We start from the raw sequence: 14,173 nt of genomic DNA, 5'->3' as shown, positions 1-14,173 counted from the left end.
GGGCGTGCAGGGCGGCCGGGTTGGTGACCTCGGGTAGTTCGCGGGCGGCGAGCCAGGCCGCGGCGGCGGCCCCGTCGCCGGCGGTGCGCAGCGGGGCCTGCGGCCAGCGCCGGCCGACCTCGGCCCGGACGGCGGCGGCGAGCGGGGTGTCCCCGGTGAGCAGCCCGCCCCCGAGGACGACCGGCGTCACCGCGGCGGGCGGACGGATGCGGTCCACGCTCTCGGCGAGGTGCGCGGCGGCCTCGGCCACCAGCGCGGCGGCGACGGGTTCGCCGTCGTCGGCGGCGGTGACGACCAGCGGCGCCAGCCGGGCCAGCTCGACCGGGGGACGGCGGGTCACCGCCTGGATGGTGGCGTCCACGGTGTCGCGGGGGCGGGGGGCGATCTCGGCGCTGCCCATCAGCTCGGTGAGCACCGCCGTGGTCAGCGTGCCGGGGGTGCGGCCGGCGTCCAGGTCGGCGAGCAGCCGGCGGACCGATTCGCGGCCCAGCCAGAAGCCGGACCCGGCGTCACCGAGCAGCCAGCCGTGGCCGTCGGCGACCCGGTCCAGCCGCAGGTCGCGGACCTGGGCGGTGATCGCGCCGGTGCCGGCGATGAGGACCGTGCCGTCCGGGTCGGCGGTGCCGGAGGCGTAGGCGACCAGGGCGTCGCCGTGCACGGCGTACGGGCAGCGCAGGCCGGCGTCGTGCCAGGCCCGGTCGAAGGCGGCTCGTCCGGCCGGGTCGGCGAGCAGCCGGGCCGCTCCGGCCAGCCCGATGGTGCCGGCCGCCACCCGGTCGGGGTCGACGTCGGCGAGTGCCCCGCGCAGGGCGGTCAGCAGTTCGGCGGCGGCCCGTTCGGCGCCGTGACTGGTGGGGTTGCCGCCGCCGGCGCGGCCGGTGCCGAGGCGTTCGCCGGTCAGGGTCAGGGCGGTCGCCCGGGTGGACGTACCCCCGACGTCGAGACCGACCACGACGGTGTCGGACATCGGCACGGGCCTCCTTGCGGTGGGCGGCGACGGGCTCATTCATGCTGGTCGGTGCCGTCCCACACGGCAAGATCCGACGGGCTCGGCGAGCAGTGCGCCAGGTAACAGTTTGAAAACTTCGCCCACAGTCTTGACACAGAGGGGCCTTCAGTAAGAACTTTTACCACTAACAGTTAACAGTCTTTTCGGAAAGGTGAGGCGTCGCATGGTTGATCACGAGGTGGACACCGCCGCGGGGACCGCGGTGGTCGACGCCGACGCGTTCGACCGGCGGAGCACACTCGGATCGGCCTCCGACGGGGTGCTGGCCCGCGTCCGCAACGGGCTCGCCGACCTGACCGGCGCGCTGCGCCGGGTCGCCGAGCACGTGCTCAGCGACCCGGAGGCCGCCGCCCGATCCACCATCGTGGAACTGGCCGAACGCAGCGGCACCTCACCGGCGACCATCACCCGCTTCTGCCGGGCGATGGGCTTCGAGGGCTACGCCGACCTGCGGCTGGGCATCGCCTCCGAGACCGGCCGGGCACGCTCGGCCGGCTGGACCGTCGACATCGGCCGCGAGATCCAGCCGAGCGACCCGCTGGCCCGGGTGCTCGACCAGATCATGGCCGCCGACACCCGGGCCATGCACGACACCGCCACGCTGCTCGACCTCGCCGAGGTGGAGCGGGCCGCGGTGGCGATCGCCGGCGCCAGTCGGGTGAACATCTTCGGTGCCAGCGGCAGCGCCCTCGTCGGCGAGGAGATGCAGTTCAGCCTGCACCGCATCGGCGTGGCCGCGTGGGCCTGGAACGACGTGCACGAGGGGCTGGCCAGCGCCGCGCTGCTGCGCGCCGGCGACGTGGCGCTGGGCATCTCGCACACCGGGCAGACCCGGGAGACCATCGAGATGCTCGCCGAGGCGGGCAGCCGGGGCGCCACGACCATCGCGCTGACCGGCTTCCCCCGCTCGCCGTTGGCCGAACTGGCCGACATCGTGCTGCTCACCGCCAGCCAGGCGACCACCTTCCGGCCGGACGCGCTCTCCGCCCGGCACCCCCAACTGGTGGTGCTCGACCTGCTCTACATCGCCGTCGCGCAGCGCACCCACGACCGGGCGCACGCGGCCTTCCGGCGTACCGCGCAGGCCGTCGACGGGCACAAGGCCGCGAAGGGAGCCGTCTCATGATCAGCGCCCAGGGGTACGTGGACGCGGTCCGCCCGGTGCTCGACCGGCTGCTCGACTCCGAGGCCGACGGGATCACCCGGGCCGCCGACCTGATCGCCGAGAGCCTGCGCGCCGGCGGTGTGCTCCAGGCGTTCGGCGCCGGGCACTCCGAGGCGTTCGCCGCCGAACTGGTCGCCCGGGCGGGCGGGCTGGTCCCCACCAACCGGCTCTCGGTGCGTGACCTGGTCGTGCACGGCGACGCCCCGCCGGGCGTGCTCGCCGACCCGAAACTGGAACGCGACCCCTCCATCGCCCACCAGATCTACGCGCTCGCGGCGCCGCAGCCGCGCGACGTGTTCGTGGTGGCGTCCCAGTCCGGCATCAACGGCTCGGTGGTCGAGCTGGCGGCGCTGGTCACCGAGCGCGGTCACCCGTTGATCGCGGTCACCTCCGTCGAGCACACGGCACGGGTCGCCCCGCGACACCCGTCCGGTCAACGGCTCGCCGACCTCGCCGACGTCGTGCTGGACAATGGCGCGCCGTACGGCGATGCACTGCTGCCGCTCGAGGGCGGCGGCGCGGTCTGTGCGGTCTCCTCGGTCACCACGGCGCTGTTGGCGCAGTTGCTGACCGCGGAGGTCGTACGACGGTTCCACCAGGCCGGAGAGGTACCCCCTATCTACCTCTCCGCCAACGTCCCCGGCGGGGACGAGCACAACATCGCCCTCGAGTCGCGGTACGCCGGGCGCCTCCGGCGCACCGCCTGACCCGAAATTCCACAAGGAGAGACGACGATGTCGATTACCCCCGAGCACCCGGCAGCACTCGACCGTCGCACGGTGCTGCGTCGCGCCGCCGCCGTGGGCATGCTCGCCACTCCGGCCATCGGCCTGCTCAGCGCCTGCGCCACCAGTGGCGACGACGGTAACAACGAGCAGGCCTCCGGCGGCACCAAGAGCGCCACCAACCCGCTGGGCGTCAAGGAGGACGCCCCCATCGAGGTGGTCATCTTCAACGGTGGCTACGGCGAGAAGTACGCCACCGACGTGCACGAGCCGCTCTACAAGAAGGCGTTCCCCAAGTCCGAGGTCAAGCACCAGGCGACCCAGGCGGTCTCCACCGTGCTCCAGCCGCGGTTCGCCAGCGGCAACCCGCCGGAGTTCGTCAACAACTCGGGTGAGAAGTTCCTCGACTTCGGTGCGCTCGTCAACGACGGCCAGCTGCAGGACCTCACCGAGCTGTGGGACGCGCCGTCGGTCGACGACCCGAGCAAGAAGGTCCGCGACACGATCATCCCGGGCGTCGTCGAGCAGGGCATGTTCAGCACCGCCGACGGGCAGCGCAAGCCGTTCGTCCTGTACTACGTCTCGACGGTCTACGGCATCTGGTACTCGGGCAAGCTGTTCAAGGACAACGGCTGGACCGCGCCCACCACCTTCGACCAGTTCAAGGCGCTCTGCGAGCAGATCAAGGCCAAGGGCATCACCCCGTACGGCTACGCCGGGGCGAACGCGGCCTACTACCAGTGGAACGTGATCCTGAGCCAGGCCGCGAAGATCGGCGGCCCGGACGTGCTGAAGAACATCGACAACCTGGAGGACGGCGCCTGGCAGCAGGACGCCGTCAAGCAGGCCGCGGAGGCCTGGGCCGAGATCGGCGCGAAGTACTCGGACAAGAGCTTCGAGGGGCTCAAGCACACCGACGTGCAGCTGCGGCAGAACCAGGGCAAGGTCGCCTTCTACCCGTCCGGCGACTGGCTGGAGAACGAGCAGAAGAAGGACACGCCGGCGGGCTTCACCTACCAGCTCATGCCGGTGCCCAGCCTCACCGCGTCGGACAAGCTGCCGGCGACCGCCATCCGGGCGGCCGGTGGCGAGGGCTACTTCGTCTCGTCCAAGAGCAAGAACCCGCGTGGCGGCATGGAGTACATGCGCCAGATGCTGTCGAAGGCGGGCGCCCGGGGCTTCACCGAGACCGTCGGTGCGGCTACGGTCGTGCCGGCCGGCAGCGAGGGCTTCCAGTTCCCGCCGGGTGTTGCCAGCGCGCAGGCGGCCCTGAAGGCAGCCGGCAAGGACGTGTTCAACATGCTCTTCGACAACTGGTACAAGGAGCTCGACACGGAGGCGCGGACCGCCACCAACGAGCTGATGTTCGGCCGGATCAAGGCGGACGCCTTCGTGGAGCGGATCCAGAAGCGCGCCGACGCGATCAAGAAGGACACCTCCGTCACCAAGTTCAAGCGCTGATCGGAGCGTAGGGGTCATGCGGCACGGCAAGTATCCGTTCGTGATCGGGTTCCTGTTCGTCCCGGTCGCGCTGTACGTGACCTTCGTGATCGCGCCGTACGCACAGGCGTTCCAGATCTCGATGACCAACTGGCGGGGGCTGTCCGCCCCGCAGTGGGTGGGCTTCGACAACTACCGGAGGCTCCTCGACGACGGCAGCTTCTGGAAGGCGGTCCAGCACCACGGCGTACTGCTGCTTGCCCTGCCGCTGATCACCATCGCCATCGCGCTGTTCTTCGCCTTCCTGCTCAACGTGGGCGGGCGAAGCAGCGGCGGGCAACGCCAGGGGGTCTGGGGGTCGAAGTTCTACCGGGTGGTGTTCTTCTTCCCCCAGGTCCTGGCGGTGGCCATCATCGCGGTGCTGTTCCAGATGGTCTACCGGCCCAACGAGTCGGGCCTGATCAACGGCGTGCTGATGAAGCTCGGCTTCGATCCGGTGCTCTTCCTGATCCGGCCGAACCTGGCCCTCTGGTCGATCATCGCGGTGCTGATCTGGCAGGCGGTCGGTTTCTACGTGGTGCTCTTCTCGGCCGGCATGGCGTCCATCCCGGGTGAGATCTACGAGGCCGCCGAGATGGACGGCGCGACCAAGGTGACGCTGTTCTTCCGGGTCACCCTGCCGCTGCTCTGGGACACCCTCCAGGTGGCCTGGGTCTACCTTGGCATCGCGGCGTTCGACGCGTTCGCCATCGTCGCGGTGCTCTCGGTGGACAGTGGCGGCCCGGACGGCGCCACCACGGTCCTCGCCATGGAGATCTACCGCAACGCGTTCGTGTACTCGAAATACGGCTACGCCTCCGCCATGGGTGTGGCCCTGTTCTTCCTGACCCTCACGTTCGCGGCGCTGACGCTGCGGCTCAGCAAGCGGGAAAGCGTGGAGTACTGATGAACCCGCAGTCGACGCTGCCGCCGACGCCGGCGGCGCTACCGCCGAAGACCGGAGACCCGGGCGCCTCCACCGGACGGGGCCGGAAGGGCCCCCGGTCGGAGGTACGGCTCTTCGCCGGCCTGGGGCACGTCGCGCTCGCCGTGTGGGCGGTGATCGTGATCGTGCCGATCCTCTGGACGTTCCTCGCCGCGTTCAAGAACACCAGCGAGATCTTCAGCAGCCCGTGGACGCTCCCGGCGGAGTTGCGCTGGGAGAACTTCGGCCGGGCCTGGACCAAGGCGAACGTCGGCCGGTACTTCCTGAACAGCGTGATCGTGGTGTCGTGCAGCACGTTCCTGACCATGCTGCTCGGCTCGATGGCCGCGTACGTGCTGGCCCGCTACAGGTTCTGGGGCAACCGGGCGATCTACTACCTCTTCGTCTCCGGCTTGGCCTTCCCGGTCTTCCTGGCCCTGGTGCCGCTCTTCTTCGTGGTGAAGAACCTGGGCCTGCTGGACACCCACACCGGCCTGGTGCTGGTCTACACCGCGTACTCGTTGCCGTTCACGGTGTTCTTCCTGGCCGCTTTCTTCAAGACGCTGCCGTCGTCGGTCGCCGAGGCCGGGTTGATCGACGGTTGCGGGCACACCCGGCTGTTCTTCCAGGTGATGATGCCGATGGCGAAGCCGGGCCTGATCAGCGTGGCGATCTTCAACATCATCGGTCAGTGGGCGCAGTACCAACTTCCCCTGGTGCTGCTCTCCAACGCCAAGGACAAGTGGGTGCTCACCCAGGGCATCGCCGACATCTCGGTCAACGCCGGCTACGAGGCGGACTGGTCCGGGTTGTTCGCCGCGCTGACCATCGCCATCCTTCCGATGATCATCGTGTACGCGGTCTTCCAGCGTCAGATCCAGGCCGGGCTCACCTCCGGCGCCGTGAAGTAGGGGTGTGACGGAAGGAAGGGCACCGGGTCGTCGACCCGGTGCCCTTCCTTCATCTCGCGTGCTCGTCGGCGTGCCAGAACCATTCGGGCCTGAGCACCGGCGGCGCAGGGTGGGTCATCGGTTCGCGGCGGACCAGGTCGCGCGACCTCGGAGTTCGGTGAGGTAATCGGCGATGGCGTCACGGTTGCGGGCCAGGACGTCAATGCGCTCGGTCAGCCTGTCCCGCTCGCGTTCGAGGGCCGCCACGGTCTCGGGTGTGACGCCTTCGAAGACGATCGGGTCGCGCGGTGATTCCAAGCAGGGCAGGATCGCGCGGATCGCCTGCGTCGACAGGCCGGCGTTCAGCAGTTCGCGGATCTGCTGGACGCGGCCCAGGGTCGCTTCGCTGTAGTCGCGATAGTTGTTGGGCCCACGGATCGAGGTGATCAAGCCCTTTGCCTCGTAGAACCGCACCTGTCGCGGAGACGCACCCGCTTGAGCAGCCAGATCGCCAATACGCACGTCCGCACACTACCGCTTGACCTTGACACCAGCGTCAAGGTTTAACCATGTCGGCATGACCGAACTGAACGGAACCGTCAGCCCAACCTTCGAACCTGTCCGCGACGCCGTGGAGGCCCAACTGCGCAGCGGTGCCGAGGTGGGCCTGTCGCTGGTGGTCGATGTGGACGGCCAGCAGGTGGTGGACCTGTGGGGCGGCCATCGCGATGTGGCACGCACACAGCCCTGGCAGCGCGACACCATCACCAACGTATGGTCGATCACGAAGACCGTGACCAGCCTGGCCGCCTTGCTGCTCGTCGACGCCGGCGAACTGGACGTCCACGCACCAGTCGCCCGCTACTGGCCCGAGTTCGCCGCGAACGGCAAGCAGGATGTCGAGGTGCGGCATCTGCTGTCACATACCTCGGGTGTGTCTGGCCTTGCTCACCCCGCACGGCTTGAGGACCTGTACGACGTACGCGCGGCGGCCGCCCGAATGGCTTCCCAGAGGCCCTGGTGGGAGCCCGGCACGGCTTCCGGCTACCACGTCCTCAACTACGGCCACCTGGTCGGCGAGTTGGTTCACCGTCTGACCGGCCTGCCGCTGCGCGACTTCGTGCACCAGCACATCGTCCAGCCTCTCGGCCCCGACTTCCAGATCGGGCTGCGTGACGCCGACGTCGAACGGGTCGCCGACGTCGTCGCGCCGACGCTCGACGTCGATCCCACTGCACTGGATCACGACACCGCCGCCTACAAAACCTTCACCGGTCCCTCGTTCAGCGGCGGTGCCGCCAACACCCCGGCCTGGCGAGCAGCCGACCTGGGCGCGGCCAATGGGCACGGGAACGCCCGGGCGGTCGCCGAGATCCTCGCCCCCGTCGCCCGCGCTGGAGCCTCGGCCCACGGTCAGCTCCTCAAGCCCGGCACCATCGGACTCATCTTCGACGAGCAGTCCAACGGCACGGACCTCGTCAATGGACTGCATCTGCGATGGGGTATCGGATACGCGCTGCCCGACCGGCGCACCCTGTCCTGGATCCCTGACGGCCGCATCGCGTTCTGGGGCGGCTGGGGCGGCTCGATGGCGATCATGGACCTCGACCGGCACATGACGATCAGCTACGTCATGAACAACATGGGAGCCGACATCCTCGGCTCACCGCGAGCCGCGGCCTACGTCACCGCCATCTACCGGGCCCTCGGTGCCGGCAACCGGTCCTGACCGTGAGCCTGGCGGGGGCGACTCAGCAGTGAGGCACGGCTGGCGGCGGTGGGCGTGACTCATGGCCTGACCGGCTTCGTGCCGTCGGCCGGACTCGTCCGCCCGTCGGCGAGTACGGCGACAAGGTGTCCTTCCGTCATCTCGGGCGCTCGTCGGCGTGGGCGTGGGCGTGCCAGGAGTGCCACAGCGCGGCGTACGCCCCGCCGGCCGCGACGAGGTCGTCGTGGCTGCCGATCTCGGTGATCCGGCCGTCCGCCAGGACGGCGACCCGGTCGGCGTCGTGCGCGGTGTTGAGCCGGTGCGCGATCGCGATGACGGTCCGCCCGACGAGCACGGCGGCCAACGCCCGCTCGGTACGCCGGGCGGTGGTCGGATCGAGCGCGGCCGTTGCCTCGTCCAGGATCAGCGTGTGCGGGTCGGCGAGCACCAACCGGGCGAGCGCCAGTTGCTGCGCCTCGGCCGCGCCGAGCTGCCGGGCACCGTCCCCGAGCGCGGTGTCCAGGCCGTCGGGCAGGTCGGCGTACCAGTCGGCGCCCACGGTGGCCAGCGCGGAGCGCATCTGCTCGTCGGTGGCGTCCGGGGCGGCGAAGGCCAGGTTGTCGCGTACCGAGCCGATGAAGACGTGGTGTTCCTGGGTGACCAGGGCGATCCGGCGACGACGCTCGGCCGGGTCGAGGTCGGTCACCGGGCAGCCACCGATGCTGACGACACCGCGGCGCGGTGCGTCGATCCCGGCCAGCAGCCGGGCCAGGGTGGACTTGCCGGCCCCGGACGGGCCGACGACGGCCAGCCGCTCGCCGGGGCGTACCTCCAGGTCGATGCCGTGCAGCACGTCGTGCCCGCCGGCGTACGCGAACCGCGCCTGGCGCACGACGAGTCGCTCACCTCGCGACTCCGCCGTCGTGCCGGGCGGCTCCGGCGGGACCAGGCCGACGCCGAGCACCCGGGCGAAGGACGCCAGCCCGCGCTGGGCCTGCTCGGTCCACTGCAGCAGCCGGTCCAGCGGCTCGATCGCCTGCTGGAGGTAGAGCGCGGCGGCGATCACCGCGCCGAGCGAGACCATGTCCCGGGAGAGCAGGTACCCCCCGACGAGCAGAACGATGGCGATCGGCAGCGGATAGCTGGCCTCCACCACCGAGAAGAACACGGTCCGCAGCGCGAGGGTCGCTCGCCGGGCGCGCCAGACGCGCGCGATGCGGGTGGTGCCGTGCTGGATCCGGTCGTCGGCCAGCCGCAGCGCCTCCACCGTCCGGGCACCCTCGGCGGTGGTGGTCAGCGTCTCGGTCAGTTCGGCCGCCGCCGCCCCCTCGGTGAGGTAGGCGGAGCTGGCCCGCCGCAGGTACCAGCGGGTCACCGCCAGGATCGACGGCAGCCCGGCCAGCGCCGCCAGCCCGAGCAGCGGGTGGAGCAGGAAGACCGCCCCGAACAGCAACGTGAGCTGCACCGAGGCGATGACGATGGTGGGCACCACGTCCCGGACGGTGGTGCCGACCGTCGAGACGTCGACCGAGCTGCGGGTGGCCAGGTCCCCGGACCCGGCGCGCTCGACGACCGAGACGGGCAGCCCGAGTGTCCTGGCGACGAACTCCTCGCGCAGTTCGGCGACGGCACGCTCACCGAAGCGGTGGCCGGCGTACTGGGCGTACCGGGAGAGCAGCGCGCTCACCAGCACGCAACCACCGATCGCCAGCGCCAGCCGGTCCACTGTGGCCACGCTCGCGCCGGCCGTGACCCGGTCGACGATGGTGCCCAGCAGCCAGGGCGGGGCGAGCCCGGCGACCGCGGCGGCGCTGTGCAGCACCAGCACGACGCCGACCGCGCGCCGGTGCCGGCCGATCAGGTCGCGCAGCGCCCGGCGGACGGTGTGGCGCTCGGCCACCGGCAGCCGGCTCACGGGTGGACTCCTTCGGCGACCGCGGACCGCTCGACGGCGGGGTCGCTGTCGCGGGCCACGAGGTGCCGGTAACCGGGATCCTCGTCGAGCAGGTCCGGGTGGGTGCCGGTGGCGACGATCCGGCCCTCCGCCAGGTGGGCGACGACGTCGGCCCGGCTGAGCAGCAGCGGCGACGTGGCGAGCACGACCGTGGTCAGCCCGGCCCGCGCGGCACGCAGCCGTTCGGCGATCCGCGCCTCGGTGTGCGCGTCCACCGCCGATGTCGGGTCCACGAGGATCAGCACCTGCGGCTCGGCGAGCAGCGCCCGGGCCAGGCGTACCCGCTGGCGTTGACCGCCGGAGAGCGAACGGGCGCGGGCGTCGATCACCGTGTCCAGGCCGGCCGGCAGCGCATCGACGACGTCCTCGGCCGATGCGGCCCGCAACGCCGCGTGGATCCGGTCGTCGTGGGCCTCCGGCCGTGCGTCGTCGTGGGCCTCGGGCCGGGGGAGCAGGATGTCGCGCAGCGTCCCGGCGAAGAGGTACGAGTCGTGGTCGGCGACCAGGATCCGGGCCCGGATCTCGTCCAGGGCGATCCCGGTCAGCGGAGTGCCGCCCCAGGTGCAGTCGCTGGCCACGTACCGACCGAGCCGGTCGGCCAGTGCCAGCGCCGCCGCCGGGTCGTCGGCGGCCACGCCGGTCAGCCGGCCGGCGCGGACGGTCAGCCCGGTCGCCGGGTCGTGCAGGTCGGCGGGGCCGTCCGGCGCGGCCCCGACATCCGGCCTGCGCGCGTCGGGTACGGCGTTCGGGCCTCGCCGACCCGGGCCGCCGACGTCGTCCGGGCTCAGGTTGAGCAGGGCGACGATCCGCCGGGCGGCGACCCGGCCACGGATCAACTGGTAGCTGCCCTCCAACAGGAACCAGACCGGCACGATCAGGGTCGCCACGTAGCCGTAGACGGCGACCAGTTCGCCGATCGTGACGTCGCCGGTGACCGCCATCCGGGCCGTGAGCCACACCACCGCCGCCAGGAACAGCCCGGGGATGGCGACCGTCGCCGCGTCGATCCAGCTGTTGACCGCGCCGACGCGGTACCCCTCGGCGAGCAGGTCTTGGGATCTGGCCGCGTACCGGCGGGCGAAGAGGTCCCGGCCGCCGACCCCGGCGAGCACGCGCAGCCCGGCCACGATGTCGCCGGACCGGGCGGTGAGCGCGCCCTGCTGCTTGCGGTAGACCGACTCCGCGCGTTCGAGGCGGCGCAGCAGAGGCCCGACGACCAGCGCGACCGCCGGCACTCCGACCAGCACGCAGAGCGCGAGCATCGGGGAGATCGACCAGAGCAGCACGGCGATGATCGCGTACGCGACGACCGCGCCGACCCCCGGGCCGGTCAGCGTCAGCACCTGCGCCGACCAGTCGATGTCGGAGCCGCCGATGGTGGCCACCTCGCCGGCGGCGGCCCGCCGTGGCAGCACGGCGCCGACGCGGGAGACCTGGCGGAGCACGACGGCCGCCGAGCGGGCCTTGGCGTCCTCCCGGATGAAGGTCATCGTGCGGTGGCGCATGATGCCCAGGTACGACAACCCGGCACCCGCGACGACGATCGCCCCGACCCAGAGCGCCAGGGCCCGGGTGTCGCGGCCGCGCAGCCCGTCGTCGACGGCGCGGGCGATCAGGTAGGGCCGCAGCGACAGCCCGACCATCCAGGCCGTTCCGATCAGGCTGCCGCGAAGCACCCGCCACGGCTGGCGGCGGACCAGCCACCAGAGGTAGCGCATCGGCCCCCTGGTGTCCGGAACGCCGGGATCGGGGTGTGGGATCTGCGGGGGCATCTCGCCACGCTACCGATCTCTTCCACGACCCACCGACCCGTTTACGCGCGCCCGGCCCCGTGTGTCGGGCCGGTTCGCTGTGGAGGCGCCCGGCCGATGTCACAGGGGCGAGGCAGAATCGCATCCGTGCTGGTGGCGGTGGTGTCCGACGAGCGCGGCGGGGGAGAGCTGCGCCCGCTGGATGCCGCTGGCCGGCCGACCGGCCGGACGGAGTCCGTCACCGACCTGACCGCCGCCGTGGCCAGGTGGGAGGCCGCCGAGCATCCCCGCTGGGTCTGGCCGACCGCTGGCGCTGTCTACCCGGCTCTGCTGCGGGCCGGGGTGCGCGTCGAGCGCTGCCACGATGTGGAGCTGACCGAGGCGCTGCTGCTCGGTCACGCCGGCCGCTGGGGCGAGCCACGCTCGTTCGCCGCCGCCTGGGCCCGGCTAAGCGGCGCGCCGGTGCCGCTCGATCCGCCGCCGCGCCCCGCCGCTCCGCCCGGGCACGGTCAGGGCGCGCTCTTCGACGCGCTGCCGGGGCCGGCGGGTCCGGGCATCGACGCCCTGATCCAGGTGTACGCCGACCAGCTCGTCCGGGTCGCCGCCACCGAGCACCCGGGCCGGTTCCGGTTGCTGGTGGCCGCCGAGTCGGCCGGTGCGCTGATCGCGGTGGAGATGGGCGTCGCCGGGCTGCCCTGGCGGGCCGAGGTGCACGACGCCATCCTCGGTGAGCTGCTGGGTGAGCCGTCCCCGGTCGGCGGCCCGCCGCGCCGGCTGGCCGAGCTGGCCTCCCGGATCGCCGACGCGTTCGGCGTCCGCCGGCTGCACGCCGACTCCCCGGCTGAGCTGCTGAAGGCGTTCGCGCGGGCGGGGGTGGAGCTGCCCAACACCCGGGCCTGGGTGCTGCGGGGGGTGGACCATCCGGCGGTGCCGCTGGTTCTGGAATACAAGGAGCTCTACCGGATCTGGACGGCGCACGGCTGGTCCTGGCGGGAGCAGTGGGTGCGTGACGGGCGGTTCCAGCCGGAGTACGTCCCCGGCGGGGTCGTCTCCGGCCGCTGGGCCACGCGGGGCGGTGGCGCGTTGCAGATCCCCAAGGTGATCCGCCGGGCGGTGGTGGCCGATCCGGGCTGGCGGTTGGTGGTCGCCGACGCCGGTCAGTTGGAGCCCCGGGTGCTGGCCGCGGTCTCGGGTGACGCCCGGTTGGCGGCGGCGGGCGGGGCCGGCGATCTGTATGCCGCCCTGGCCCGGGACTCCTTCGCCGGTGACCGGGCCAAGGCCAAGGTGGCCCTGCTCGGCGCGATGTACGGGCAGACGGGCGGGGCCGCGGTGCCCGCGTTGGCGGTGCTCAAACGCAGCTACCCGACGGCGTTCGGCTATGTCGAGGCGGCGGCGCGCACCGGTGAGGCGGGCGGCCTGGTGCGCTCGTGGCTGGGGCGCACCTGCCCGCCCGGCTCGGCCGGGTTCGGCGACCCCGACGACACGCCCACCGACCCGGACGGCGCGGCCGACCCGCAGGGTCCCCGGGCTCGAGCCGCCCGGTCGCGGGGGCGTTTCACCCGGAACTTCGTCATCCAGGCCACCGCCGCGGAGTGGGCCTCCACCCTGCTGGCGACGTTGCGCACCGAGCTGGCCGGCGCCGACGCCGAGCTGGTCTTCTTCCAGCACGACGAGGTGATCGTGCACTGTCCGGCGGTGCAGGCCGAGGCGGTGGCGGCGGCGGTGGGCCGCAGCGGTGAGCGGGCCACAAACCTGCTGTTCGGCGAGACTCCGGTGCGGTTTCCGCTGGATCTGTCCATCGTCGACTGCTACGCCGACGCGGCATAGCGCACGATTTTCCTATTTGCCCCGCTACCCGGGGCCGGCCGTACTCGTTGCATCCGGTGTCCGTAGGACGGGACGGACCGGGCACCGCCGTGCCCGGTCCGCTCCACGGTGGAGGGGGCGCAGCTGAACCGGATCGCAGGAATGATCATCGCCGCGGGTGGGGGTCGCCGCATCGGTGGTCCCGAGGCGCTGCTGCACCAGGGTGAGAAGCCCCTGGTCAACCAGATGATCGACACGATGACTCAGGCGGGCTGCGAGCAGATCGTGGTCGTGCTGGGTGCCGCCGCTGACCAGGTGCGGGAGACCGCCGACCTGGGCAGGGCCACGGTAGTGATCAACAAGGCGTGGGGCACCGGGGTCGGCTCGTCCATCCGGGCCGGCCTGGCCGCCATGGACGACGAGGGGATCGAGGCGGTGGTGGTCGTCCCGGTCGACATGCCGGGCCTGACCGCCGTCGCGGTCCGGCGGGTGGCCGCGCTGCCGTACCCGGACGTGCTGGTCTGCGCCACGTACGACGGGCTGCGCGGTTACCCCATGCTCTTCGGCCGCCGGCACTGGCCCGGGATAGCCACCCTCGCCAGCGCCGACGTGGGCGCCCGGCCGTACCTGCTCGCCCACAAGGACCAGATCGTCGACATCGCCTGCGACTCGGTGGCAGACGGCAGCCGGGTCGACACCCCGGAACTGATGGCGCTCTACGGGCTGACCGTTCCGCCGCAGCGCGTCGGCGTCTGAGCGCC

12 protein-coding genes are annotated in these 14,173 nt (G+C 71.9%); 8 read left to right on the top strand and 4 right to left on the bottom strand.

What is annotated here, in order from left to right:
- On the bottom strand, positions 1-967 hold a 967-nt coding region (locus M8C17_RS21545), incomplete at its 3' end, for an N-acetylglucosamine kinase (protein ID WP_252418323.1).
- Between the two features lie 205 nt (positions 968-1,172).
- On the opposite strand from M8C17_RS21545, the gene M8C17_RS21540 reads away from it, so the two are divergent.
- The 5 genes from M8C17_RS21540 to M8C17_RS21520 are packed head-to-tail and all read left to right on the top strand — an operon-like array spanning position 1,173 to position 6,214.
- A complete protein-coding gene (locus M8C17_RS21540) occupies positions 1,173-2,135 on the top strand; it encodes a MurR/RpiR family transcriptional regulator (protein WP_252418322.1) in 963 nt (320 codons plus the stop codon).
- Positions 2,132-2,881, top strand: a complete 750-nt coding sequence (locus M8C17_RS21535; RefSeq protein WP_252418321.1) for a sugar isomerase domain-containing protein — start codon at positions 2,132-2,134, stop codon at positions 2,879-2,881. The genes M8C17_RS21540 and M8C17_RS21535 overlap by 4 nt, the downstream gene beginning before the upstream one ends.
- A 27-nt stretch (positions 2,882-2,908) precedes the next feature.
- The gene (gene ngcE, locus M8C17_RS21530) at positions 2,909-4,360 is read left to right on the top strand and encodes an N-acetylglucosamine/diacetylchitobiose ABC transporter substrate-binding protein (RefSeq protein ID WP_252418320.1); all 1,452 of its coding nucleotides are present in this window, start codon (positions 2,909-2,911) and stop codon (positions 4,358-4,360) included.
- Positions 4,361-4,376: 16 nt separating this feature from the next.
- On the top strand, positions 4,377-5,285 hold the full coding sequence (locus tag M8C17_RS21525) for a carbohydrate ABC transporter permease (protein WP_252418319.1): 909 nt from the start codon (positions 4,377-4,379) through the stop codon (positions 5,283-5,285).
- Positions 5,285-6,214: a carbohydrate ABC transporter permease gene (locus M8C17_RS21520; protein WP_252418318.1), complete on the top strand. Its 930-nt coding sequence runs from the start codon at positions 5,285-5,287 to the stop codon at positions 6,212-6,214. Before M8C17_RS21525 ends, M8C17_RS21520 begins: the two co-directional genes overlap by 1 nt.
- Before the next feature lie 114 nt (positions 6,215-6,328).
- Here M8C17_RS21520 and M8C17_RS21515 read toward each other — a convergent pair whose 3' ends face one another.
- Entirely contained in the window at positions 6,329-6,715 is a 387-nt protein-coding gene (locus tag M8C17_RS21515) for a MerR family transcriptional regulator (RefSeq protein WP_252418317.1), read from the bottom strand.
- A 55-nt stretch (positions 6,716-6,770) separates the two neighbouring features.
- Between M8C17_RS21515 and M8C17_RS21510 the strand changes: the two genes are divergently transcribed.
- Positions 6,771-7,922 (top strand): serine hydrolase, encoded by a 1,152-nt coding sequence (locus M8C17_RS21510; protein ID WP_252418316.1) that lies wholly within the window; start codon positions 6,771-6,773, stop codon positions 7,920-7,922.
- Positions 7,923-8,058: 136 nt separating this feature from the next.
- On the opposite strand, the gene M8C17_RS21505 is transcribed toward M8C17_RS21510, so the two are convergent.
- Both M8C17_RS21505 and M8C17_RS21500 read right to left on the bottom strand, forming a co-directional pair.
- Complete coding sequence (locus tag M8C17_RS21505) at positions 8,059-9,816, bottom strand: ABC transporter ATP-binding protein (protein ID WP_252418315.1); 1,758 nt, start codon at positions 9,814-9,816, stop codon at positions 8,059-8,061.
- Positions 9,813-11,627, bottom strand: coding sequence for an ABC transporter ATP-binding protein (locus M8C17_RS21500; RefSeq protein WP_252418314.1), 1,815 nt, complete (start codon positions 11,625-11,627; stop codon positions 9,813-9,815). Before M8C17_RS21500 ends, M8C17_RS21505 begins: the two co-directional genes overlap by 4 nt.
- A 96-nt stretch (positions 11,628-11,723) precedes the next feature.
- Between M8C17_RS21500 and M8C17_RS21495 the strand changes: the two genes are divergently transcribed.
- Entirely contained in the window at positions 11,724-13,433 is a 1,710-nt protein-coding gene (locus tag M8C17_RS21495; RefSeq protein WP_252418313.1) for a bifunctional 3'-5' exonuclease/DNA polymerase, read from the top strand.
- A 141-nt stretch (positions 13,434-13,574) separates the two neighbouring features.
- Complete coding sequence (locus M8C17_RS21490; RefSeq protein ID WP_252418312.1) at positions 13,575-14,168, top strand: NTP transferase domain-containing protein; 594 nt, start codon at positions 13,575-13,577, stop codon at positions 14,166-14,168.
- Positions 14,169-14,173 lie beyond the last annotated feature (5 nt).

This window comes from Micromonospora sp. RHAY321 (assembly GCF_023896955.1).
Classification (GTDB): Bacteria; Actinomycetota; Actinomycetes; order Mycobacteriales; family Micromonosporaceae; genus Micromonospora.
This window is presented reverse-complemented; position numbering and strand designations above follow the sequence as displayed.